Source organism: Sphingomonas glaciei, assembly GCF_023380025.1.
GTDB classification, from domain to species: Bacteria; Pseudomonadota; Alphaproteobacteria; order Sphingomonadales; family Sphingomonadaceae; genus Sphingomicrobium; species Sphingomicrobium glaciei.
Genome location: NZ_CP097253.1, coordinates 564,512 through 586,570, shown reverse-complemented (window position 1 = coordinate 586,570; position 22,059 = coordinate 564,512). Strand labels below are relative to the sequence as shown.

At 66.7% G+C, this 22,059-nt stretch carries 26 protein-coding genes and 2 other RNA genes; 13 read left to right on the top strand and 15 right to left on the bottom strand.

The genetic code is table 11. The features are described 5' to 3' along the window. Position 1 precedes the first annotated feature (1 nt). The 6 genes from pspB to M1K48_RS02645 are packed head-to-tail and all read left to right on the top strand — an operon-like array spanning position 2 to position 2,185. Positions 2 to 328 (top strand): envelope stress response membrane protein PspB, encoded by a 327-nt coding sequence (gene pspB / locus M1K48_RS02670; protein ID WP_249504337.1) that lies wholly within the window; start codon positions 2 to 4, stop codon positions 326 to 328. A 1-nt stretch (position 329) separates the two neighbouring features. Next, the gene (gene pspC, locus M1K48_RS02665; protein WP_249504336.1) at positions 330 to 719 is read left to right on the top strand and encodes an envelope stress response membrane protein PspC; all 390 of its coding nucleotides are present in this window, start codon (positions 330 to 332) and stop codon (positions 717 to 719) included. Between the two features lie 33 nt (positions 720 to 752). Beyond that, complete coding sequence (locus M1K48_RS02660) at positions 753 to 1,040, top strand: hypothetical protein (RefSeq protein ID WP_249504335.1); 288 nt, start codon at positions 753 to 755, stop codon at positions 1,038 to 1,040. Continuing rightward, positions 1,037 to 1,285: a hypothetical protein gene (locus tag M1K48_RS02655; protein ID WP_249504334.1), complete on the top strand. Its 249-nt coding sequence runs from the start codon at positions 1,037 to 1,039 to the stop codon at positions 1,283 to 1,285. Before M1K48_RS02660 ends, M1K48_RS02655 begins: the two co-directional genes overlap by 4 nt. 49 nt (positions 1,286 to 1,334) lie before the next feature. After that, a complete protein-coding gene (locus M1K48_RS02650; protein WP_249504333.1) occupies positions 1,335 to 1,745 on the top strand; it encodes a SufE family protein in 411 nt (136 codons plus the stop codon). Further along, positions 1,742 to 2,185 carry a PaaI family thioesterase gene (locus M1K48_RS02645; protein ID WP_249504332.1) on the top strand — a complete coding sequence of 148 codons (444 nt, stop codon included), beginning with the start codon at positions 1,742 to 1,744 and terminating at the stop codon, positions 2,183 to 2,185. The genes M1K48_RS02650 and M1K48_RS02645 overlap by 4 nt, the downstream gene beginning before the upstream one ends. On the opposite strand, the gene M1K48_RS02640 is transcribed toward M1K48_RS02645, so the two are convergent. The 5 genes from M1K48_RS02640 to M1K48_RS02620 form a co-directional block, all read right to left on the bottom strand. Next, positions 2,182 to 2,718, bottom strand: a complete 537-nt coding sequence (locus tag M1K48_RS02640) for a J domain-containing protein (protein WP_249504331.1) — start codon at positions 2,716 to 2,718, stop codon at positions 2,182 to 2,184. The two genes, M1K48_RS02645 and M1K48_RS02640, sit on opposite strands and share 4 nt — an antisense overlap. 29 nt (positions 2,719 to 2,747) lie before the next feature. After that, positions 2,748 to 3,127: RNase P RNA component class A (gene rnpB, locus M1K48_RS02635), an RNA gene on the bottom strand. Between the two features lie 23 nt (positions 3,128 to 3,150). Next, on the bottom strand, positions 3,151 to 4,758 hold the full coding sequence (locus M1K48_RS02630; RefSeq protein ID WP_249504330.1) for a long-chain fatty acid--CoA ligase: 1,608 nt from the start codon (positions 4,756 to 4,758) through the stop codon (positions 3,151 to 3,153). A 61-nt stretch (positions 4,759 to 4,819) separates the two neighbouring features. Then, positions 4,820 to 5,143 (bottom strand): YbaB/EbfC family nucleoid-associated protein, encoded by a 324-nt coding sequence (locus tag M1K48_RS02625; RefSeq protein WP_249504329.1) that lies wholly within the window; start codon positions 5,141 to 5,143, stop codon positions 4,820 to 4,822. Beyond that, positions 5,136 to 6,854, bottom strand: coding sequence for a DNA polymerase III subunit gamma/tau (locus tag M1K48_RS02620; RefSeq protein ID WP_249504328.1), 1,719 nt, complete (start codon positions 6,852 to 6,854; stop codon positions 5,136 to 5,138). Before M1K48_RS02620 ends, M1K48_RS02625 begins: the two co-directional genes overlap by 8 nt. A gap of 112 nt (positions 6,855 to 6,966) precedes the next feature. On the opposite strand from M1K48_RS02620, the gene M1K48_RS02615 reads away from it, so the two are divergent. Together M1K48_RS02615 and ffs are read left to right on the top strand one after the other, a co-directional pair. After that, a complete protein-coding gene (locus tag M1K48_RS02615; RefSeq protein ID WP_249504327.1) occupies positions 6,967 to 7,446 on the top strand; it encodes a hypothetical protein in 480 nt (159 codons plus the stop codon). 35 nt (positions 7,447 to 7,481) lie between these two features. After that, positions 7,482 to 7,579: signal recognition particle sRNA small type (ffs, locus tag M1K48_RS02610), an RNA gene on the top strand. Between the two features lie 21 nt (positions 7,580 to 7,600). Here ffs and M1K48_RS02605 read toward each other — a convergent pair. From M1K48_RS02605 to M1K48_RS02595, 3 genes are read right to left on the bottom strand one after another with little or no spacing between them, the layout of a single operon-like run. Next, on the bottom strand, positions 7,601 to 7,906 hold the full coding sequence (locus tag M1K48_RS02605; protein WP_249504326.1) for a 2Fe-2S iron-sulfur cluster-binding protein: 306 nt from the start codon (positions 7,904 to 7,906) through the stop codon (positions 7,601 to 7,603). Further along, the gene (locus M1K48_RS02600; RefSeq protein WP_249504325.1) at positions 7,903 to 8,994 is read right to left on the bottom strand and encodes a cysteine desulfurase family protein; all 1,092 of its coding nucleotides are present in this window, start codon (positions 8,992 to 8,994) and stop codon (positions 7,903 to 7,905) included. Before M1K48_RS02600 ends, M1K48_RS02605 begins: the two co-directional genes overlap by 4 nt. After that, on the bottom strand, positions 8,991 to 10,076 hold the full coding sequence (locus M1K48_RS02595; protein ID WP_249504324.1) for a cysteine desulfurase family protein: 1,086 nt from the start codon (positions 10,074 to 10,076) through the stop codon (positions 8,991 to 8,993). The genes M1K48_RS02600 and M1K48_RS02595 overlap by 4 nt, the downstream gene beginning before the upstream one ends. Positions 10,077 to 10,159: 83 nt before the next feature. Here M1K48_RS02595 and M1K48_RS02590 point away from each other — a divergent pair, with 83 nt between their 5' ends. After that, positions 10,160 to 10,801: an alpha/beta hydrolase gene (locus tag M1K48_RS02590; protein WP_249504323.1), complete on the top strand. Its 642-nt coding sequence runs from the start codon at positions 10,160 to 10,162 to the stop codon at positions 10,799 to 10,801. A gap of 1 nt (position 10,802) precedes the next feature. On the opposite strand, the gene M1K48_RS02585 is transcribed toward M1K48_RS02590, so the two are convergent. Continuing rightward, complete coding sequence (locus tag M1K48_RS02585) at positions 10,803 to 10,970, bottom strand: hypothetical protein (RefSeq protein ID WP_249504322.1); 168 nt, start codon at positions 10,968 to 10,970, stop codon at positions 10,803 to 10,805. A 52-nt stretch (positions 10,971 to 11,022) separates the two neighbouring features. Here M1K48_RS02585 and M1K48_RS02580 point away from each other — a divergent pair, with 52 nt between their 5' ends. Further along, positions 11,023 to 11,277, top strand: coding sequence for a hypothetical protein (locus M1K48_RS02580; RefSeq protein WP_249504321.1), 255 nt, complete (start codon positions 11,023 to 11,025; stop codon positions 11,275 to 11,277). 6 nt (positions 11,278 to 11,283) lie between these two features. On the opposite strand, the gene M1K48_RS02575 is transcribed toward M1K48_RS02580, so the two are convergent. Then, positions 11,284 to 12,267: a threonine ammonia-lyase gene (locus M1K48_RS02575; protein ID WP_249504320.1), complete on the bottom strand. Its 984-nt coding sequence runs from the start codon at positions 12,265 to 12,267 to the stop codon at positions 11,284 to 11,286. A gap of 151 nt (positions 12,268 to 12,418) precedes the next feature. Here M1K48_RS02575 and M1K48_RS02570 point away from each other — a divergent pair, with 151 nt between their 5' ends. From M1K48_RS02570 to M1K48_RS02560, 3 genes are all read left to right on the top strand, one after another. Continuing rightward, entirely contained in the window at positions 12,419 to 13,672 is a 1,254-nt protein-coding gene (locus M1K48_RS02570; RefSeq protein ID WP_406697034.1) for a type III PLP-dependent enzyme, read from the top strand. A 182-nt stretch (positions 13,673 to 13,854) separates the two neighbouring features. Next, positions 13,855 to 14,907 (top strand): 1,9-bis(guanidino)-5-aza-nonane synthase, encoded by a 1,053-nt coding sequence (locus M1K48_RS02565; RefSeq protein ID WP_249504319.1) that lies wholly within the window; start codon positions 13,855 to 13,857, stop codon positions 14,905 to 14,907. A gap of 68 nt (positions 14,908 to 14,975) precedes the next feature. After that, positions 14,976 to 15,410: an MAPEG family protein gene (locus M1K48_RS02560; protein ID WP_249504318.1), complete on the top strand. Its 435-nt coding sequence runs from the start codon at positions 14,976 to 14,978 to the stop codon at positions 15,408 to 15,410. On the opposite strand, the gene M1K48_RS02555 is transcribed toward M1K48_RS02560, so the two are convergent. Genes M1K48_RS02555 through M1K48_RS02535 form a run of 5 tightly spaced genes read right to left on the bottom strand, consistent with a single transcriptional unit; the run spans position 15,407 to position 21,986 of the window. Further along, on the bottom strand, positions 15,407 to 16,579 hold the full coding sequence (locus M1K48_RS02555) for a class I SAM-dependent RNA methyltransferase (protein ID WP_249504317.1): 1,173 nt from the start codon (positions 16,577 to 16,579) through the stop codon (positions 15,407 to 15,409). The genes M1K48_RS02560 and M1K48_RS02555 overlap by 4 nt on opposite strands. Beyond that, positions 16,576 to 17,904 (bottom strand): NAD(P)H-hydrate dehydratase, encoded by a 1,329-nt coding sequence (locus M1K48_RS02550; protein WP_319941191.1) that lies wholly within the window; start codon positions 17,902 to 17,904, stop codon positions 16,576 to 16,578. Before M1K48_RS02550 ends, M1K48_RS02555 begins: the two co-directional genes overlap by 4 nt. Next, on the bottom strand, positions 17,901 to 18,713 hold the full coding sequence (locus M1K48_RS02545; protein WP_249504316.1) for a 4-(cytidine 5'-diphospho)-2-C-methyl-D-erythritol kinase: 813 nt from the start codon (positions 18,711 to 18,713) through the stop codon (positions 17,901 to 17,903). Before M1K48_RS02545 ends, M1K48_RS02550 begins: the two co-directional genes overlap by 4 nt. After that, positions 18,710 to 20,359, bottom strand: coding sequence for a tetratricopeptide repeat protein (locus M1K48_RS02540; protein WP_249504315.1), 1,650 nt, complete (start codon positions 20,357 to 20,359; stop codon positions 18,710 to 18,712). The genes M1K48_RS02545 and M1K48_RS02540 overlap by 4 nt, the downstream gene beginning before the upstream one ends. After that, entirely contained in the window at positions 20,334 to 21,986 is a 1,653-nt protein-coding gene (locus M1K48_RS02535) for an electron transfer flavoprotein-ubiquinone oxidoreductase (protein WP_249504314.1), read from the bottom strand. The genes M1K48_RS02540 and M1K48_RS02535 overlap by 26 nt, the downstream gene beginning before the upstream one ends. Positions 21,987 to 22,059: the final 73 nt, after the last annotated feature.

Here is a 22,059-nt window from a genome sequence, read left to right as displayed (position 1 = left end):
GGTGGAAGACGTACTGATCCCAGTACTGATCGTCGGCATGCTGTTTATCGGCCTGCCATGGCTGATCATGCACTACGTCACTCGCTGGAAGACCGCAGCCACGCTGACCGGCGGTGATGAGCGTCTGCTGGAGGAATTGCACGACCTGGCCCGGCGCCTGGACGACAGGATGTGCTCGATCGAGCGGATCATGACCGCCGAGAACCCCAATTGGCGCCAGCAGTGCGCTCCCGAGCAGCAGGCGCTGCCCTCGCGGAGCGCAGATCTCGACATCGACGCCGAATTCGCTCGTCTGGCCGAGCGGAGCCGGGCCCGGGAGGTTCGCTGAGATGGCCACGCAGCCGCCAACCCGCACCCGCTTCTACAAGGACAAGCGCAACGGAAAGGTGATGGGCGTCTGCGCAGGGATCGCAGATTACACCGGAGTCGACGTCCTGGTCGTCCGCATCATGATGTTCATGGCGATCTGGCTTTCGGGTTTTGCCGTCCTGCCATTCTACTTCGTGCTCGGGATGATCGCCGAGGATCGCCCGCGCGAACTCAGCAATGATTCGCCCGAGGACAAGCGCTTCTGGCAGCAGGTCCGGGTCTCGCCGACCCGCACTGCGCGCGACATCCGGATGAACCTCAAGGCGATCGACCGCCGCCTGGCCGATGTCGAAAGCTACGTCCTCACCAACAACCGCAGTCTCGCTCGCGAAATCGAGGAACTGCGCTAGTATCCCTCTCACATTTCAAGAGGTTTTCGAATCATGTCGCCACTTATGATCCCGATCATCGGCATGATGATCCCCATCATCGCCATCCTCGCCAAGGTCTACATGCGATCGATGGAGATGAAGGAGCGTCAGCTTACCGCCATGGGTGAGAATACCGCCGAGAAGGCTGCCCAATACGCCACCCGCGTCGCCGAACTCGAGCAGCGGGTGCGTGTCCTGGAGCGGATCGCCACCGATGGAGGAATCCAGACCGCCGCTCAGATCGAGGCCCTGCGCGATTCGCCGGTCAGCTTCGAGACGATGCGGGAGAAGGTGCAGTGAACCCCTTCGAGTTCGTCCTCATCATCCTTGGAATGATTTTCATCTTCCAGATCATCAAGCACAAGATGGGGATCCGCACTGACGAAAATGGCGAGATACTCCCTCCGCCACAGGATAGCGGGGAGGCTCGCCTGCTGCGCGACGAAGTGCGCCAGCTGAAGGAGCGCATCCAGGTCCTCGAGCGGATCACGGTGGAAAAGGAAAACAGCCTGGCCCGCGAGATTGAAGACCTGCGCCGCAGCTGAACCCGGGAGCGCTTCCCTGCTGAGGAGGCATCGCCTATCGCCGCCAACGATGCCCCTGCCCTCCCTCTCCGACCTTCGCGACGATTATGAGCTGCTCGAGGCCGAGGAGCGCTACCGTCTGCTCATCGACCTCGGCCGTGAGCTTGAGCCGATGCCCGACGCGCTCAAGACCGACGCAACCAAGGTCCGGGGCTGTTCGGCCAGCGTCTGGGTCTATCCCACTCGGCTGGAGGATGGCCGCCTGCATTTCCTGGCCGACAGTAACGCCGCCATCACCAAGGGGATCGTCGCCCTGGTGCTGAGTACGGTGCAGGACCGCGCACCGGCCGACATCGCCGCCACCGACATCACCGCCGAACTCGAACCGTTCGACCTGTCGCGCCAGCTTTCGTCGAACCGGACGCAGGGCATCCCCAACATGATCGCGCTGGTTCAGGACACCGCGAAGCGGCTGGCATGAGCGATTTCCGCGAGGGCGTCTCCGCGCCGTTCGATCCCGCGCTGTTCTTCGCCATGGCCCGCAAGGTCGGGCACGGCCGCGCGCTCGGGCTGGAATATCGTGCTCATGGCGACGACTGGGTCGAGCTTGCGCTGCCGTGGCGCCCCGAGTTAGTCAGCATGCCCGAGAGCGGGATCATCGCGACCGGAGCGATCGTCAGCCTGATCGATACCTGCTCGGGGACGTCGGTGTGGACCGCGCTAGGGGGGTTCCGGGCGGCGGTGACGCTCGACCTCAGGCTCGACTATCTGCGGCCTGCGTCCAAGGGCGAGACAGTGATCGCGCGCTGCGAATGCTACAAGATCACCCGCAACGTCGCCTTCGTTCGCGGGGTCGCGCATGGCGGCGACGAGAAGCGTCCGATCGCACATAGCGCGGCGACCTTCGTCGCGGTCGACTAGCCGGCCGCGGTCTTGCGCTCTTCGGCCTTCCTCAGCACGTCATAGGCCGCCTGCACCGCCTGGAAGCGCTTGGCGGCATCTTCGTCACCGGGCTTGAGGTCGGGGTGGCTGGCCTTGGCCAGGCGGCGGTGGGCAGCCTTGATCTCGTCAAAGGCTGCTTCAGGATCGACCTCGAGCACCGCTAGCGCGCGCATCTCCTCGCGGCTGCGGGTGCCGTCGCCGGGACCGGCCCAGGCGTAATGCGAACTTTGCTTGTAGCCGTTGGCGCCGCGGCGCTCGTTCGCTTCGCGCTCGGCCGCTTCGGCTGCCGACAGGTTGGCGAAATAGTCCCAGTTCTTGTTGTATTCGGCGGCATGGGCTTCGCAGAAATGCCACCGCTCGGGGCTGTTCGGGGCCTTGGGGGCGGGCCGGTCGCCTGGCGACAGGCAGCCTTCCCGGTCGCACAGGCGCACGCGCGCCGCGTCCCGGCCCTTGTCGGCATAGGAGCGCCAGCGGGGAAATCCCCAGTCGTTGGAGCGGGTGGAGCGGGCCATGAATGTTCTAACTAGTTGAAGGACGTGAAAGTGCCAGGGGGCCTGTAAGCCGGGTTCTGTCCTCCGTCCGAAGACGGATGTGCGACCATTCCTCTCGGCCTGCCGTTACCGACAGGCTCCAGCGACCAACCCGGGCGACGAGCCGGAACAGGCCCCTATGCCGCCCCTATTCGGTCTTGCACCCGGTGGGGTTTACCATGCCGGCTGCCGTTGCCGGAGCCGCGGTGCGCTCTTGCCGCACCCTTTCGACCTTACCGCCCCGAAGAGCGGCGGTTTGCTTTCTGTGGCACTATCCCTGACCCCGTGCCGAAGCGCGGGACCGCCGGGCGTTACCCGGCACCGTTGTTCCGTGGTGCCCGGACTTTCCTCGGCGAAGACAAGTCTCCGACGCGGCCGCCCGGCCCCCTAGCGAGCAGCCTTCTAGCAGAGCCTTCAGCGCCCGACCATCGCCTCGGCGGTCGGCAGGACATAATGCTTCCACTGCTCGCGCAGCGTCTTCTTGCTGAGCTTGCCGGTGGCGGTGTGGGGAAGCGCCTCCACGAACTCGATCGCGTCGGGCATCCACCACCGTGCGATATGCTTCGCCAGATGCTCGCGGATGGCTTCCTCGTGGACGTCGGACCCGGCTGACCGGACCACCAGCAGCAACGGCCGCTCGTCCCACTTGGGATGCGCAATCCCGATCGCCGCCGCCTCCGCCACGCCGGGCACCCCGACCGCGGCATTCTCCAACTCGATCGAACTGATCCACTCCCCGCCGGACTTGATCACGTCCTTAGCCCGGTCGGTGATCTGCATGGTGCCGTCGGGATGGAGTGCGGCGACATCGCCGGTGTCGAACCAGCAGTCCGCGTCGGTCGCCGACTGCTCTTCCTTGAAGTAACGCTCGACGATCCAGTGGCCGCGGGTCTGAAGGCTGCCGGTGGCGACACCGTCGCGTGGCAATTCGTTGCCCTCGTCGTCGACGATCCGGAGTTCGACGCCGAACGGAATGCGCCCCTGCCGGCAGGTGAAATCGACCTGTTCCTCGTCGGTCATGTCGTCCCAATTGGCCGGCGGATTGCCGCAGGTGCCGATCGGGCTCATCTCGGTCATGCCCCAGGCGTGGCCGATCCTGACGCCCTTGCGCCGGAACCATTCGACCATTGCGCGCGGCGCGGCCGAGCCGCCGATGGTGACGCTCTTGAGCGACCCGAGCTGGTCGCCGGTTCGCTCGATATGGTCGATCATGCCCAGCCACACGGTCGGCACGCCCGCACTGTGGGTGACGCCTTCGTCGCGGAACAGGTCGCACATCTGCTGCGGGCGATAGTCGGCGCTCAGCACCAGTTTGGCGCCAACCATCGGCGCCGCCCACGGGACACCCCAGGCGTTGGCATGGAACATCGGCACGATCGGCAGGCAGGTCGAGCGCGCACTGAGCTCGAACACGTCGGGCCCGACCTCGACCATCGTGTGAAGCATGGTCGAGCGATGTTCGTAGAGCACGCCCTTGGGATTGCCGGTGGTGCCGGAGGTGTAGCAGAGCCCCAGCGGCTCACGCTCGTCGCCCTCGACCCAGGCGAATTCATCGTCCTCGGCGTCGATCCAGGCGCGAAACTCGCCGTCGTCCATGCAGATGTAATGCTCGATCGTCTTCCACTGCGGCTTCATCTTCTCGACCACCGCCGAAAAGGCCTTGTCGTAGAGGAGCACGCGATCCTCGGCATGGTTGGCGATGTAAGCCAGCTGCTCGGGAAACAGCCGCGGATTAATGGTGTGGAGGATGCCGCCCATCCCGATCGTGCCGTACCAGCTGGTCAGGTGATGGACGTGATTCATCGCCAGGGTCGCCACGCGATCGCCGCGCGGGATCCCAAGCTTGGTGAGGGCCTTGGCCATCCGCCGCGCATCCTGAGCGACGCCGCGCCAATTGGTGCGGCCGATCGTGCCGTCAGCCCAAGAGGTCACGATCTCCCGCCCGCCATGCTCACGCTCGGCATGGTCGACTAGGCGCATCACCCGAAGCTGGTGATGCTGCATCGCGCCCAAGATACTCATGCTGTCTCTCCTCCGAGCGGAAGAGAGTGACGTTGCGCTAGGTCGAGTCAAGCGCTCCGGGTCAGAACGGCATCTGGAAGCCCGGCGGCAAGGGCAGGGTCGAGCTCATCTTCTGCATTTCGGCGGCGGCCGCCTGGTCGGCCTTGGCGCGGGTGTCGTTGAGCGCGGCGGCGATCAGATCCTCGACCATCGTCTTTTCCGACGGGACCAGCAAGCTGTCGTCGATCGACACGCCGATGATCCGCCCCTTGGCCGAAGCCTTGATCTTGACCAGGCCGCCGCCTGACTGACCCTCGACCTCGATCTTGTCGAGATTGTCCTGGGCTTTCTGCAATTCGGCCTGCGCGTTCTGCGCCATTTGCATAATTTCTTCGAGGCTAGGCATGGTTGGAGTCCTTGGGCTGTACGGATTCGAGGGTGGCGTCGGGAAAGGCTGAAAGCACGGCGACCACCGAAGGCTCCCGCAGGATAGCGTCGCGGGCACGCTCTTCGGCCATTTTCTCCTGCGCAGCGAGCGAAGGCTGCGCCTCGCCGTCGGAGAGGGTCACCTGCCACGAGGTGCCGGTCAGCGAGCGAAGCTCCGCCTCAAGCTCCCGAGCGAAGGAGGCACCGAGCGGCTGGAGCGGCTTCAACGCAAGCTCACCCGCGGCGTAGCGGATTAGGCCGACCTGGTTGCGCAGCTGGACGGCGCGGATCGCCTTGCCCTTGCCTTCGATGAAGTCGACCAGTTCCCCGAAGCCTCCCGGCAGCGACGGTGCGGTGGTTTCCGGCGGAGCGGCCTGAGCGGGTGCGGGGGGTACCGGCAATTCGGCGCGAGGCGCGGGGGCTGCCGCAGCCGGTCGCGGAGCCGGCGAGCTCGTCGCCCCCTCTCCCTGCCCCTGCAGCCTGGCCAGCAACGCGGCCGGATCGGGCAGGTCGGCGGCATGGACCAGGCGAAGCAAAACCATCGCCGCCGCTTCGTTGGGGTCGGGGGCGAGACTGACGTCGGACAGCCCCTTGAGGAGCAACTGCCACAGGCGATGCAGTTGCGACCAGCCGAGGCTGCCGCCGAGCTCTTCGCTGGCTGTCCGCTCCTCCACGCTGGCGAGCGGATCGCCGCCGCGTCCGGCCTTGGCTCGGGAGGCGGCGTGGACCTGCTCCATCAGACCGCGCAGCAGCGCGGCCGGGTCGATCCCGAGCGCCTGCGCCTCGTCAAGCTCTGCCAGGCTGCCCGACGCATCGCCGGCCAGCAGCAGCGACAGCAGACGCCGGATGCGGCCGCGGTCGGCGAGGCCGAGCATGTCGCGCACCGCTTCGGTCTTCACCTCGCCGCCGCCATGCGCAATCGCCTGGTCGAGCAGCGACAGGCCATCACGGGCGGAGCCTTCGGCGGCCCGCGCGATCATCAGCAGCGCGTCGGGCTCGATCGACACCTGCTCGATCTCGGCAATGCGGCGAAAGTGCTCGACCAGCTTCTCGGCCGGGATGCGACGCAGGTCGAAGCGCTGGCAGCGCGACAGCACCGTCACCGGCACCTTGTTGACCTCAGTGGTCGCGAACAGGAATTTGACGTGTGCGGGCGGTTCCTCGAGCGTCTTCAACAGCGCGTTGAAGGCGTTCTTGGTCAGCATGTGCACTTCGTCGATGATGTAGATCTTGAAGCGCGCGCTGACCGCCGAATAGCGCACCGCCTCGATGATCTCGCGGACATCGTCGACGCCGGTGTGGCTGGCGGCGTCCATCTCAATTACGTCGATGTGCCGCCCTTCGGCGATCGCCCGGCACGGCTCGCACACGCCGCACGGATCGATGGTCGGGCCGCCCTGGCCGTCGGGCCCTATGCAGTTGAGCGCCTTGGCGACCAGCCGCGCGGTCGAGGTCTTGCCGACCCCGCGCACCCCGGTCAGCAGGAAGGCGTGGGCGATGCGGCCACTGGCGATCGCATTGCCGAGGGTGCGGACCATCGCGTCCTGCCCGATCAGCTCACCGAAGCTTTGCGGGCGATATTTGCGGGCCAGCACGCGATAGGGCGACGCCGCAGCGCTCTTCTCCAGCGGCTGCGCGGGCAGGTCGAGGCCGAGGCCCGGTTCGTCGTGAGGCGATTCGTCGGTGCTCATCGCGGCTACATCTAGAGGCCGGTGGGCCGGCACGCCACTTCTTGCAGTGCCTCTCTGCAGCCTTCACACTGGCACAGTCATTGTACGGAGGCTTCTATTGTATCTCGGAGCGTTGCTTGCCGCCGTCACGGCATTTCAATCGCCACAGGCGACCGGAAAGGTCGCGCTGACGGCCGAGATTTGCGAGGACGACGAGAAGCGCAGGCAATTCTTCGCGCAGCCGGGCGGCCCGCCCATGCTGAAGCCGTCGCCAGACATCCTGACCCGGAGGCGGGCTATCGAGCTCCGGGTCGCACTCTTCCAGCAGCGGGCAACCCTGAGCGAGTCAGAGAGTGCGGATCTCTATCTCGAACTTCTCAAACGACCGCCGGTCACGGCAGCCGGTCGCGCCATGGTCGCCTTGGTGAATGAGGTCAGCGATCATTTCAGCGCGGCCCGCAAGACCGGCGACGAACGCAAGATGTGTCTCGCCACGCTTGAAAAGTTCGTCAGGCTCCCTGAACTCGAGAACCTCCAACGCCAATTATTCGACGTTCAGGAACGCGAGCTTGGCGCAATGGCCCTTCAGCGCGGCGTCTCGCTCGAACCCTGATCCTTGCGCATTTGCATCCCGCCCGCCATATGCGCGGCGGGAGTCGGGCGGACGGGATTGTCGCCAACCTGGTCAGGTCCGGAAGGAAGCAGCCACAACGATTTCGTCCCGGGTCGTTCCGGCTCCCACCCTCCCAAGATACCGCCCGGCGCGCTCAGCCGGGCATCCTCACCGTCATCGTCGCTCCGCTGACCCGGACCTGGCACGCCAGCCGGCTGGTGCGCTGCGCCTGGTAGGCGAGGTCGAGCATGTCTTCCTCGTCCTCACCCGCCGCGGGCAGTCGCGCGAAGTCCTCCTCCGACAGGATCACGTGGCAGGTCGAGCAGCTCATCGCCTTGCCACAGGTGCCTTCGAGCGGCTGGTCGGCAGCCTGGGCGACATCGAGAAGATTGTCGCCCTCGGCAGCCTCCACCTCGCGGTCCAGAACTCCATCGGATCTCAGAAATCGTATCAATGTCATGCGGCAAACCGTTGCTGCGCCTCGGCCGCGCGCCGGATCAGCGTGCAAGCTTCGGTCAAGTCGTCGAAGGTCGTGTAGCGGCCGAAACCGAGCCGGATGCTTTGCCGCGCGTCGGCGTCGCTGAGGCCGATCCCGCGCAGGACGTGGCTCGGCCGACCCGAGCCGCTGGCGCAGGCGCTGCCAAGCGAAAAGGCAATCGTGCGGCACTCCGCCAGCAATCGCGCAGCGTCGAGCCCGGGGCAGCGGACATTGAGATTGCCGTGATAACGGTCCTCGCTGCTGCCGTTGAGGGTCCAGCCGGGCCCAAGCGCGTCGAGCGCCGCCAGCCACAGCTGCTCGACATGCGCGTGATCGGCCTCCCGCCGTTCCGCCGCCAAGGCAGCAGCGGCACCGAAGCCCACGCACAGCATCGGAGACAGCGTTCCCGACCGCAGCCCCCGTTCCTGCCCGCCACCGTGTATCAGTGGCTCCAAGCTGACGCCATCGCGGATCCACAGCGCTCCGATCCCCTTTGGCCCGTGGATCTTGTGCGCGCTGATCGCGATGAGGTCGGGACCATCGGGGATCGACAGGCGACCGAAGCCCTGAACCGCGTCGCACAGCATCAGGGCGCCGGCCTCGCGGGCCAGCGCGGCGATCTCACCGACCGGCTGGACGACGCCAATCTCGTTGTTGACCAGCATCGCCGCGACCAGCGCGGTGGGGGTGCGCAAGGCCGCGCGCAGCCGGTCGAAATCGACCCGCCCGTCGGGGCCGACCGGCAGGATCTCGACGTCGCGGCCTTGCCGCTGCAGCCATTCGGTCGTGTCGAGAACCGCCGCATGCTCCGTCGCGACCGTCACGACGCGTCCCGCGATGCCACGCAGCGCCAGGTTGAGTGCTTCGGTCGCGCCGGCGGTGAAGACGAGCTGCCCACCGGCTGGCAGCAGCGACGCCACCTGCGTCCTCGCATGCTCCACCGCCGCCGCGGCCTCGCGCCCCGCGCGGTTCGGGCTGTGCGGATTGGCGAAATGGTCGAGCCACGGAAGCATCGCCGCCTTGACCTCGGGCGCGAGCGGCGTGGTCGCCTGATAGTCGAGGTAGATCATGCCGCGCGCGCTTTCGAGCTGGCGGCAAGGCTGGTCCAGGCATTGGCGAAGGCGTCAACCTCCGCCTCGCTGGTAGTCGGCCCGAAGCTCACCCGGATGACCTTGTCGGCGAATTCGGGCGGCGCGCCCATCGCCGCGAGGACATGGCTGGTCTTGACCTTGCCGGACGAGCAGGCGCTTCCCGCCGATACCGCGAAACCGAGCGCATCGAATTGCACCAACTGCGCCATCGCGCTCATATGCTCCATCGCATAGGCACCGATTGTGGGAAGCCGTCCGGCGCCCTGTCCGACGATCTCGGCCCCTTCGCACATCAGCCTGACGTCAAGCCGGGCGCGCAGGCGGTTGAGCCGGTCGAAGTCCCAGGCGTCCGCTTCGAGCGCCGCCGCCCACCCGAGGATGGCGGGAAGATTCTCGGTGCCGCGTCGATACCCTCGCTCCTGCCCTCCGGTGGGAACCAGCAGCTTGAGGTCGCGCACCAGCAGTGCAGCGGCACCCGGGGGGCCGCCTACCTTGCTGCTGCTGACGATGATCAGGTCGGCAGGCGGCATCGGCAGCTTGCCGGCGCTTTGCGCGCAATCGACCAGCAGGAACGAGCCCGCGGCGTCCACCGCTTCGCCGATCTGCGCGATCGGCTGCACGACACCGGTCTCGCTGTTGGCGTGCTGGACAGCAATCAGGCCGCGCCCGCCGAGGTGCAGCCAGGTCGAGAGGCCGTCAGGAGCGAGCAGGCCATTCTCGTCGACGTGGAGGTTCCAGCCTTCCCCTTCGGGCACCTGCGAGCGGATGGCGTCATGCTCGACGGTGGATAGCGCAGGCTTGGGACCGACTTCGTGGCAGCGGCGAAAGGCGAGTGCCGCCGCCTCGCTCGCAGTGGCGGTGAAGATGAGATCGCCCGACCAGCCCAGCGCGGCCTTGATCCGACGGCGGGCATCTTCAAGCGCCGCCTTGGCCGCCCGACCCTCTGCATGCGGGCTCGACGGATTGGCCCAGCGCTCCAGCGCCTCGGCCATCGCCGCGCGCGCTTGCGGCAGCACCGGGGTCGTCGCGGCATGGTCGAGATAGATTCGAGGTCGGCTCACGGAAACCTTGGCAATTGCTGTTTGTTGGCTCGCCTCTATATAAGCGCGCCGCCTTCACCCGTCATAGTCAGCAAAAGAGTGTCATGCCCGAAGTCATCTTTCCGGGGCCGGAAGGCCGCCTCGAAGGCCGTTTCCATCCGGGCCTGCGTCCCCGCGCGCCGGTTGCGCTGATCCTGCACAGCCATCCGCAAGCGGGCGGCACGATGAATAACAAGATCGTGCAGATGCTCTACCAGACCTTCGTCAAGCGCGGGTTCGCGACCTTGCGATTCAATTTCCGCGGGACGGGCAAGAGCCAGGGCGTGTTCGACAATGGCATCGGCGAATTGTCCGATGCGGCGAGCGCGCTCGACTGGGTGCAGCAGATCCACCCCGAGGCCGAGCAGACCTGGGTCGCCGGGGTCAGCTTCGGTGCCTGGATCGGGATGCAGCTGCTGATGCGCCGGCCCGAGATCAAGGGCTTCATCTCGATCGCCCCGCCGGCCAACATGTACGACTTCGGCTTCCTCGCCCCCTGCCCTTCGTCGGGCATCATCATCCAGGGCGAGGCGGACGAGGTGGTCAGCCCGGCCAGCGTCCAGAAGCTGGTCGACAAGCTGCGCACCCAGCGGCACATCACCATCCATCACGACACCATCCCGGGAGCCAACCACTTCTTCGCCAATGAACTCGACCTGATGATGAAGAGCGTCGACGGCTATCTCGACATGCGCCTGGGCCGCTAGGTCACAGCACCCAGATCAGCACGTTGGCGACGAGGATGACGGCGACTAGCACCATCAGCAGCCCCTGCTTGCGGTAGGTGCCGGCCCACGCGAAGCGGGCGCCGAACACCAGCAGCACGAAGGCCGCCAGCATGACGATCGACATGAGGGTGGACGCTGTCTGGTTCATTTTTGCTCCCGAAACGGCTTCTTAACCGATGTTGCACTAATCGGACGAGGTCATGATTGGGGCCGACCAGCAACAGAAACTCGCCGACGCGTTCGAGCGGATCGAGGGCACCATCCTTCCCTGCATCACCATGATGCTGGAAACGCTGCTCGATGCCTCGCGCGGGCTCGATCATGCCGATCCCAAGGCGCTGGTCGCGGAGCTCCAGACCCTTGCTGCCGAGCTCGAAGAGCTGACCCGCAGCGTGGAATTGTGCTCACCGAATCACCTCGATCCCGGCGCCTATCGCACCAGCTCCCGCGCCTGAACCGAATCAGGCGACCCACGCCGCGTGGGTGGCCGGGTCCATGTTGCCGCCCGTCACCATCACCACCGTTCCCGCTTCCAGCGTGACCTTGCCGGCCAGCGCTGCAGCCAGAGCCGCGGCGCCGCCCGGCTCAACGACTAGGCCCAGTTCGTGCCAAGCGAAGCGGACTGCGGCGCGAACATCGTCCTCGCTGACAGACACGCCGGTTGCGCCGCGGGCCTGCAGGACGCCGAAGGTGAGCGGCGAGACCAAAGGTGTCTGTAGCGCATCGCATGCGGTCGGTCGCGCGTCGGCGGGCACTGGGACGATGTGGCCAAGCTCGAGGCTGCGTCGCATATCGTCCCAGCCTTCCGGCTCGACCACCACGATCTCGGCTTCCGGAACCGCCAGGGCGAGTCCCGCGGCCAGACCGCCGCCGCCGCAGCAGACGATGATTCGCCGCACCGGCTCCGGGCACTGGCTCAGCAGCTCGAGCCCAGCGGTACCCTGGCCTACGATGATGTGCGGATCGTCGAAGCTCGGCACCACGACGGCGCCTCGCTCGGCCGCAAGCGCGTGGGAGATGGCGACGCGGTCCTCGCTGACCCGATCGTAGAACACGATGTCGGCCCCCTGCTCGCGAGTACCTGCCACCTTCGGGGCGGGCGCGTCCGCGGGCATGACGATGGTGGCCGGAATGCCGAGGCGCCGGGCGGCGATCGCCACGCCCTGAGCATGGTTGCCGCTGGAGAAAGCGACCACTCCGGCGCGCCGCTCGGCCTCGTTCAAAAGCGCCAGGCGATTGCTCGCTCCGCGCAGCTTGAACGACCCGCCTGTCTGAAGCGATTCGCATTTCAGCCACACTGCGTGTCCGCCCAGCCGCAGCGGCCGCAAGGGGGTCTCCACCACCAGCCCGCGGATGCGCTCACCCGCTTCGACGACCTGCTCGCGGGTTGGAAGATTGTCCTTGCCCATCAACAGCTTGGCCGAAGCGGTGCGGACATGCGCCAAGCTGCGGCGGCTAAGCCGCAAAAGGCGTCGGAAAAAGATTGCGTTAAGGGAAGCTCGTTCATATGTAGCGCCTCCGCTGCCCCATGGGACTTCCAACCGCAAGGCAGCTGTTCGTCAAACGTTGCCGAAAGGCACTTGGAGGTCCCTTGCATTGGCTGATCACCCCTTCGCGCTGGGGCTAGCGCCCCGTTCCGATCGCACCGAATCCGTTGTCGCTTCCGGTGCGGCTGACATTGCACGACTGAAGCCGGTCCAACCGGTCACGCTCCTGCGCCCTCATGCGGCGCAGGCGGCGGCGCGTTTCTTTGTCGAGAAGTTCCCCGGCAAGTCGCTCTACGCGGTCAAGGCGAATCCTTCGCCCGACCTGCTTCGAGTGCTGTGGGACGGCGGGATCACGCACTTCGACGTGGCCTCCATCGGCGAAGTGCGGCTGGTCAGCGAAACGCTGCCGCAGGCGACCTTGTGCTTCATGCATCCGGTCAAGGCCGAGGAAGCGATCGCCGAGGCCTATCATGGCCACGGCGTGCGCACCTTCAGCCTCGACAGCCTGGAAGAACTGGAAAAGATTGCTGCCGCCTGCGCCACCGACGGCGTTGCGGCGAGCGACCTTAACCTGCTCGTCCGGGTGCGGGTGTCGTCCGAGCATTCCAAGCTCAGCCTGGCATCGAAGTTCGGCGCCGATCCGGCGGAGCTGAAGGGGCTGCTGATGGCGGCCCGCCAGGCGTCCGACGCACTCGGTATCTGCTTCCACGTTGGCAGCCAGGCGATGACTCCGGCGGCCTATGCCGAAGCGATGACCCGCGTCCGTGACGCCATCGTCGAGGCGGCGGTGACCGTCGACATCGTCGATGTCGGTGGCGGGTTCCCGTCGTCTTATCCGGGCATGGAGCCGCCGCCGCTCGAAACCTATTTCGCAGTGATCCACGAAACGTTCGAGAAGCTGCCGATCAGCTACTCGGCCGAACTGTGGTGCGAGCCGGGTCGGGCCCTGTGCGCGGAATATGCCTCGGTGCTGGTTCGCGTCGAAAAGCGCCGCGGTGACGAGCTGTACATCAACGACGGTGCCTACGGGACGCTCTTCGACGCCGCGCACATCGGCTGGCGCTTCCCCGTCCGGCTGGTTCGTGACGAGGAAAGCGACACCCGTCCGCACGGCTTCAGCTTCTACGGGCCCACCTGCGACGACCTCGACCACATGGTCGGACCGTTCGAGCTTCCCGCCGACGTCGGGCCTGGCGATTATGTCGAGATTGGCATGCTGGGCGCCTACGGGGCAGCGATGCGGACGCGGTTCAACGGCTTCGGCTCGGCCAATGGCTGGTCGGTCACCGTCACCGATGCACCGATGGCCTCTCTCTACGGAGAAGTCGCGGCCGAAACGCGTTCCAACGTGGTCAAGCTGTAACGGTTTACCCCCCTCCCGCTTGGGGCTCCCACGAAAGTACACTTTCGTCGGAGCGCCATAGGGAGGGGCCGGGGGTGGGCCTGTCCCCCCAATGTAAACAACGACGGCCAATAGCGGGCAAGCGCCCACCCCTAGCCCCTTCCGTCAGCGGGAGGGGACCGCACGGAGCTATTGGAGCATCCATGAACACCCCCAAGATCAACGACACCCGCAAGGCGGAGCTGCTCTCCTCCACCGTCGAGCATATCGACATCACTAAGTTCGATGCCCGCCCGATCGTCGAGGCGATGGGCAAGATGAGCTTCACCAGCCGCGACCTCGCGCGCGCCACCGACATCTACAACCAGATGCTGAGCGATCCCGATTGCTCGGTCATCCTGGTGATTGCCGGCTCGACCTCGGCCGGCGGCTGCATGGACCTGTATGCCGAGCTCGTCCGCTCTAACATGGTCGACGCGATCGTCGCTACCGGCGCCACCATCGTCGACATGGATTTCTTCGAAGCGCTTGGCCACAAGCATTACCAAGCGCTTGAAATCCCTGACGATGATACGCTCCGTTCGCTCTACATCGATCGTATCTACGATACCTATATTGACGAAGAACAGCTGCAGGATACCGACTTCACCATCGGCAAGATCGCCGACAGCCTAGAGCCGCGTCCCTATTCGAGCCGTGAGTTCATCAAGGAGATGGGCAAGTGGCTGCTGGAGAATGGCAAGAAGGACAACAGCCTGGTCAAGCTCGCTTACGAGCATGACGTGCCGATCTTCTGCCCGGCCTTCACCGACAGCTCTGCCGGCTTCGGCCTGGTCAAGCATCAGGTTGACGCGATGAAGGCGGGCCGTCGCTACATGACGATGGATTCGATTGCCGACTTCCGTGAGCTGACCGACATCAAGATAAAGGCCGGCACCACCGGCCTGCTGATGATCGGCGGCGGCGTGCCGAAGAACTTCACGCAGGACACCGTGGTCTGCGCCGAAATCCTCGGTCACGAGGACGTCGAGGTTCACAAGTACGCCGTGCAGATCACCGTCGCCGACGTGCGCGACGGCGCCTGCTCGTCCTCGACGCTCCAGGAAGCCGCCAGCTGGGGCAAGGTCTCGACCGCGCTCGAACAGATGGTGTTTGCCGAGGCGACTTCGGTACTGCCGCTGCTAGCCAGCGACGCCTATCACCGCGGCCACTGGAAGACGCGCGCCAAGCGCCAGTTCGCCAAGCTGTTCGACTAAGTTCGGCTTGCGTAACGATTGATTATGACAGACCCTCCTCCGCTCACACGGGGGAGGGTTTTTCATTGGTGCAGCCAAGTCCATTGCTCGGGCCGATCGTCGCGCTGGTCGGCTGGTCGCTGATCATGCTGGTATGGATGGCCGTGTCCCGGCGCGGCGCCTTCAAGCGCCTGGGCGTGTCGCTCAAGACCATTCCGCCCGGATCGCGCGGCAGTGCGCTCGACAGCAGCCCTGAAGCCAAAGCGCAGTGGAAGGCGCACAATTACAACCACCTGATGGAGCAGCCGACGATCTTCTATGCGATCGTGCTGGCGCTGGTGCTGATGGGCTTCGACCATCCGATCAACGTCATGCTGGCGTGGGGCTATGTCGGCTTTCGCATCGTCCACAGCATCGTCCAGGCGATAATCAACGTGGTCGCGATCCGGTTGACCCTGTTCGCCCTGTCGACTTTGTGCCTGGCCAGCCTGACGATCCACGCCGGGCTTCGTCTCTGGCACTAGCGGCTGAAAGCGGCCGCCAGTTCGACGTGGGTGGACCAGCGGAATTGCCCGACCGGGCGCACCCAGTCGAGCCGGTAGCCGCCTGACACCAGCACCGCCGCATCCTTCGCGAAGGTCGCCGGATTGCAACTGACATAGGCGATGCGCGGCACGGTCGATGCAGCGAGTTGCTCCACCTGCGCCTCCGCGCCGGAGCGCGGCGGGTCGAGCACCACCGCGTTGAGACCAGCCAGTTCGTCGGCCATGAGCGGGCGGCGATAAAGGTCGCGGTGCTGGGCGGCGATGGTGAAGGCTGCCCGCTTGAGCGCGAGCACGGCATCCCGGCTCGCCTCCGCCGCCAGCACTCGCCCCGGCAACGCCAGTGCGAAGGTGCCGATGCCCGCGAACAGGTCGGCCGAGCTGGCCGGGGTTCCGACCGCCTCCAGCACGGCCGCAACCAATGCCTGCTCTCCATCCTCGGTCGCCTGGAGGAACGCCGCGATCGGTAGCGGCACCGGGCGCCCGGAGAGCGTCACCGTCGCAGGCTGAGGCTCCCACCGCGCTTCTGGACCGAGCCCTTCGTCGAGACTCAGGCGGGCTAGCCTGTGCTCGCCGGCGAAGTCGACCAGCCCCTGCGCCGCCTCGAATCCTTCGGCTTTGACCCCCTTCAGCAGCAGGTCGACGCCCTGGTCGACCAGCGTCATGTGGATTTCCGCCGTACGCTTGGGAGCGAGTAGCAGGCCGAGCAGCCGGCGCAGCGGCTGTAGCAGGGCGAACAGCTCGGGCCGCAGAATGTGGCATTCGGCGAGGTCGATGATGCGATTCGACTTCTCGGCATTGAAGCCGAGGAGCACCCTGCCCCCGGCCTTCATCGCGCGCAGGGTCGCCCGGCGCCGGGTCCGCGGCGGCGACAGGTGAGGTTCACGAATATCGCTCGCCAGTTGGTGCTGCGCTAGCGCCCCGCTCACACGCTCGATCAGGTAGGCGGTGTAGGCTTCGTCATCGATATGCTGGAGCTGGCACCCGCCGCACTCCGGAAAGTGACGGCATGGCGGCACCTGGCGATGCGGGCCGGGCGTGACACTGCCATCTTCCGCGACGACGTCACCCGGCGCCGCGAACGCCACGTGGCGGCCGCTGGCGGTCACTCCGTCACCGCGCGCCGCGATCCGGACCACGACCTCGCTCACAGCTGTGCAACCAGGTCGTCGGCGATCATCGACGGGCCGGCGCGCTCGGCGGCGCGGCCATGGAGCCAGACGCTGGCGCACGCCGCCTCGAACGCGGGAAGGCCGCGCGCCCGCAGGGCGGCGATCATGCCAGCGAGAACGTCGCCGGTCCCCGCGGTCGCCAGCCAGGCCGGGGACGGCGGCGCGAAGCCGAGCCGCCCGTCGGGCGCCGCGACCAATGTATCGGGGCCCTTGAAGACCACCACCGCCCCCGACGCCTCGGCGGCCGCCAGCGCCTGCTCGGCCTTGCTTCCGGGCAGCTCTCCGAACAGCCGCACGAATTCGCCCGCATGCGGCGTGATCACGGCATGCTGGCCCTTCAGGCGCCCGGGATCGCCGACATGGCCGATGGCATCGGCATCGATCACCTTGGGTCGATGACTAATCAGCGCGAGGGTGAGCAATTGCGGCAAGTTGCCGAGGCCTGGCCCGACCAGCAGGCAGCCGATCTTGGGATCGTTCACTTGCGCATCGCCGACCTGCACCACGCTCAGCGGCAGGCCCGGTATCGGCAGCGAGGTCGAGATTTTGACGTAGCCCGCCCCGCTATGCGCCGCGGCCCGTGCCGAGAGCGCGATCGCGCCGGGCATTTCGCCGGCTAGGCAGTGGACCAGCCCACGGCTGTATTTGTGCGCGTCGGGCGCGATGGGCGGAAGCTCCGGCTCGCCGATCTCGAACCACTCGCCCTGCGCGTCGATGCCGATGTCGGCGCGGACAACCCGGCCCATGAACGGCATTGCCGGCATCAACCGATGCGCCGGCTTCAGCGCGCCGAACGCCACCGTCAGGTCGAACCTGGGCACGGCGGAGAGAAGCTTCCCGCCGTCCGCTTCGAGCCCGCTCGGCAGGTCGGCCGCGACGGCCGCCTGCGAAGCATATGCGAACCGGAAAAGTGATTGCACCACAGGCTCTTCGAGCGCTCGCTTGAGACCCGTGCCGAACAGACAATCGAGCAGCAGAGATGCCGGCTCGGCTTCGCTCAGCGCCTCTACCGGTCCGTCCCATTGCAAGCGTGCCGTCTTCGCAAGATCGGTCGTCGGCTCGGCCAATGCCGCGACGCGCACCTCGCAGCCGCGTTCCCGCAGTATGCGCGCGGCGACATAGCCATCGCCGCCATTGTTGCCCGGCCCGCAGAGCACCAGCGCCGGAATCGGCCCGGCGAAGCGCAGCGACGCCTCGGCCAGACTGCGACCGGCGCGCTCCATCAATTCGGGGAGGCCGCATGGGGCGGCTTGCTCGGCCGCTCGCATCGCCGCCGCGGTCAGGATCGGGCGAGAAGCGATCACCGCAGAAAGCTCGCCAGATGCCACCACGTCGGCGGGCAGGCGGCGGCCGCCGAATCGCGTGTTTCCTCACTGTCGAACAGCGCAAAGCAGGTCGCACCCGAGCCCGACATCCGCACCGTCTCCGCTCCCTCGCGGGAGCGCAGCCAATCGAGCACGCTGCCAATTTCCGGAACCTGCGACCGCGCCGGCGCCTCGAGGTCGTTGCGACCCTCGCGCCACTCGCCGAGCGCGCCTCGGTCCTGCCCGTCCCAGCCGCAGAACACCGCTGCGGTCGACAGCGGCAGGCGCGGATTGACCAGCAACACGGGACGACCCGCCACCCCGGCGTCGACCAGGGTCAGCGCGTCGCCCGCCCCCTCGCCGCGTGCGGTCATGCTCAGCAGGCACGCCGGCACATCGCTGCCCAGCGTCGGTGCGATCCGCTCTGCCATCGCAGGGTCGATGCCCCACAGGGAGGTCAGCAGCCGCAACGCCGCCGCCGCATCGGCCGAGCCGCCGCCGATCCCGGAAGCGACCGGAAGCCGCTTGTCGAGCGTCAGCCGCACCCCCTTGCCGATCCGTGCCTCGGCAGCGAGTGCGGTGGCCGCGCGATGAACCAGATTGTCGCTGCCATCGTCGAGCATCGCCGCGAACGGCCCGGTAACGGTCAGCGACAGGTCGTCGCTCGGCTCCGCCGTCAGCCGGTCGCCATCGGTGCAGAAGGCGAAGATCGTTTCGATGTCGTGCCGCCCGTCGTCTCTGCGGCGGCGAACGTGGAGCGCAAGGTTGACCTTGGCCGGCGCAATCTCGGTCGCTGGAAGAACGGTCACGGGGCCGCGGTCGCCGCGTTCAGCCCAGCACCGATCTTGTCCTGCACGCGCTTGCGGACATCGTCCTCGGCAGTGACCAGGGCGGCCTGCCAGGCGAAGCGCGCCTCATATTTGCGGCCCGCCGTGTAAAGCGCGTCACCAAGGTGCTCGTGGATCTCGGACTGGGCGGGATCAGCAGCGGCGGCGCGCTGGAGGGTTAGAATCGCGGCGGCGACCTTGCCCCGCTTGAACTGCGCCCAGCCGAGCGAATCGGTGATCGACGCGTCGTCGGGGGCGCGGCGGCTGGCTTCGGCGATCAGCGCCTCGGCCTCGTCGAGCTGTTCGCCCCGTTCGAGCCGGGCATAGCCGAGATAATTGAGCACCGCCGGATTGTCGGGTGCCAGCTTGTGAGCGAGCTCCAGCGCGCTTTCCGCCTGCGGCCACTTGCCGCCCTGCTCCAGCGCCGCTCCGCGCAGCAGATGGATCGACCAGGGCTCAGGTCCCGCGCCGCCCGCCTGCACCGCTGCGGCTGCCCCGCCATAAGCGACCGCTGCCTCGTCATAGCGCTTCATCGCCTCCAGCACGTCGCCGAGCCGGAGCCAGTCAGCGGCCTGCGCATCGCCGCCGGCAACAAAGGCCCGGGCCCGCGCCAGCGCTTCCTGCTGGCGATTGCCGCCGAGCAGGATCCGCACTTCGGCGTCGCGGGCTTCGGCGAGGAAGAGCGAATTGTCGGGCAAGGAGCGCAGCACGGCGATCCCGTCATCCCCGCGCCCGCTGCGATCGAGCAGCAAGCCCGTCAGCAGTGTCGCCTGCTCGTTGCGTGGATCGGCGTGCCGCGCGACTTGGGCGAGGCCAAGCGGGAGTGAACCGCTGTCCTCCGCGTCGAGGCTGACGGCAAGCGCAACCACCAGCTCCGACAGACCCTCGGCGGCGGTAGCGATCGGGAGACGCGGGCGCCGCTCGGCGCCAACCCTTGCGGCGGCGGTACGAAGAGTGACGTCACGCCCTGCAAGGAGGGCCAGGCCGGCGTCTCGCTCGCCCCGTGCCACCAGACCGGTCGCAAAGGCGATGCGCAGCCGGTTGGCACGGCCTTTCGCAGCCGCCAGAGCCGGGGCGATCAACGGCCTTGCCTCGGCGCTGCGGCCGGCGGCAAGCAGGATCAGCGCCTTGTGCTCGGGAACGAACTGGCCGAGCGGGCTGCTCGCCCCCACGCTATCGAGCAGCTTCAACGCGTCTTGCCAGCGTCCCCGCTCGGACAGCCGCCACGCCCCGAGGAATGGAGCCATGAACTCGAACTGCTGCGGAAATTCGGTGCCGATATCCTTGTCGACCCGGCCCTTGCGCAGGGCCTCGCCGAGCATCAGCAGCCGGGCGTCGACCGCAAGCTCGTCACGCGGCTGACGCTGCGCCAGGCGAAGCGCCTGGGGCATGTCGCCGGCGAGGATCGCCTGGCCTACTGCCCTGCGCGCCGCCAGCCGGTCGTTCGGATCGGCCGCAGCCAGGCTGGCGTAGAGCATCGCCGCCCGACGCGCGTCGCCGGCAGTGGCAGCCGCGCGCGCCGCGACGAAGGTGCTGGCACCCGAACGGAGGAAGTCGACCCGCGCCTGACCGGGGGCCGCGGCGGCGAGCGCGAGCGCCAGGCTACATGTTAGGGTAATTGGGCCCACCGCCACCCTCCGGGGTCACCCAGTTGATGTTCTGGCACGGATCCTTGATGTCGCAGGTCTTGCAGTGCACGCAATTCTGCGCGTTGATCTGCAGCTTGGGCGCGCCGCCTTCCAGCACATATTCGTAGACCCCCGCCGGGCAATAACGCTGCTCGGGCCCGTCATATTGCGGCAGGTTGACCCGGGTCGGGAGCGTGGGGTCCTTGAGCTGAAGGTGGACCGGCTGGTCCTCCTCATGATTGGTGTTCGACAGGAACACGCTAGACAGCTTGTCGAAACTGATCACGCCGTCGGGCCGCGGATAGTCGATCGGCGGGGCGATATCGCGGCGCCACAGCGTCTCGTGGTCAGGATGATGCTTCATCGTGACCGGCAAACCGATCTTCAGATGCTGCATCCACAGGTCAGCCCCGGCCAGGATCGTGCCAATGGTCGCGCCGAACTTGGCGACGGCAGGCTCGGCATTGCGGACCTTGCGTAATTCCTCGCCAATCCAGCCATTTCTGACCGAAGGCTCATAGTCGGCGAGAACATCCGAACGGCGGTCGGCGGCGATGGCGGCGAAAGCGGCGTCAGCCGCCAACATGCCCGACTTCATGGCGGTGTGCGTGCCCTTGATCCGCGGGACGTTCACGAAGCCGGCCGAACAGCCGATCAGCGCGCCGCCGGGAAAAGCGAGCTTGGGAACGGACTGCCACCCGCCCTCGTTGATCGCCCGCGCCCCGTAGGAAACGCGGCGCCCGCCTTCGAGCAGCGGGCGGATCGCCGGATGCTGCTTGTAGCGCTGCATCTCGTCGAACGGCGACAGGTGCGGGTTCTTGTAGTTGAGCGCGACTACGAAGCCGATCGACACCTGATGATTGTCTTGATGGTAGATCCACCCCCCGCCCCACGCATCGTCGAGCGGCCAGCCCTGAGTGTGGATGACGGTGCCCGGCTTGTGCTTGGCCGGGTCGACGTCCCACAATTCCTTGATGCCGATGCCATAGACCTGCGGCTGGCACTCGGCCTCGAGGTCGAACTGCTTCTTCAACTGCTTGGTCAGCGAGCCGCGCGCGCCCTCGGCGAAGAAGGTGTAGCGGGCGTGAAGCTCCATCCCGGGCTGGTAGTCGCCTTTGTGACTGCCATCACGGGCAACGCCCATCGCGCCCGTCGCTACACCCTTCACCGACCCGTCGTCGTTGTAGAGGACTTCCGCCGCTGGGAAGCCCGGGAAGATCTCGACCCCCAGCTCCTCGGCCTTGCCCGCAAGCCAGCGGCAGAGGTTGGCGAGGCTGCCGGTGAACGTCCCCTTGTTGTCGAGGAAGCTCGGCATCATCAGGTGCGGGAGATTGTACTTCTTGGTCTTGGTCAGCACCCAATGGTGGTTGCTGGTGACCGGGACCCGGCCGAGTAGGCACGAACTGTCCTCGCGCCAGTCGGGAAGCAGCTCGTCGAGGCTCCTGGGATCGATCACCGCGCCCGACAGGATGTGGGCGCCGACTTCCGAGCCTTTTTCGAGCACGCAGACGCTGAGTTCGCGGCCGGCTTCGTTCGCCAATTGTTTGAGGCGGATCGCCGCGCTCAGGCCAGCCGGCCCCGCGCCCACGATCACGACATCATATTCCATCGACTCCCGGTCGCTCATCGCCTGCAACAAGTCCTTCTTTTCGTTAGGGCGGACTTGGCCTCCGCTGCCACTTCCGTCAATGGTCGGGAGG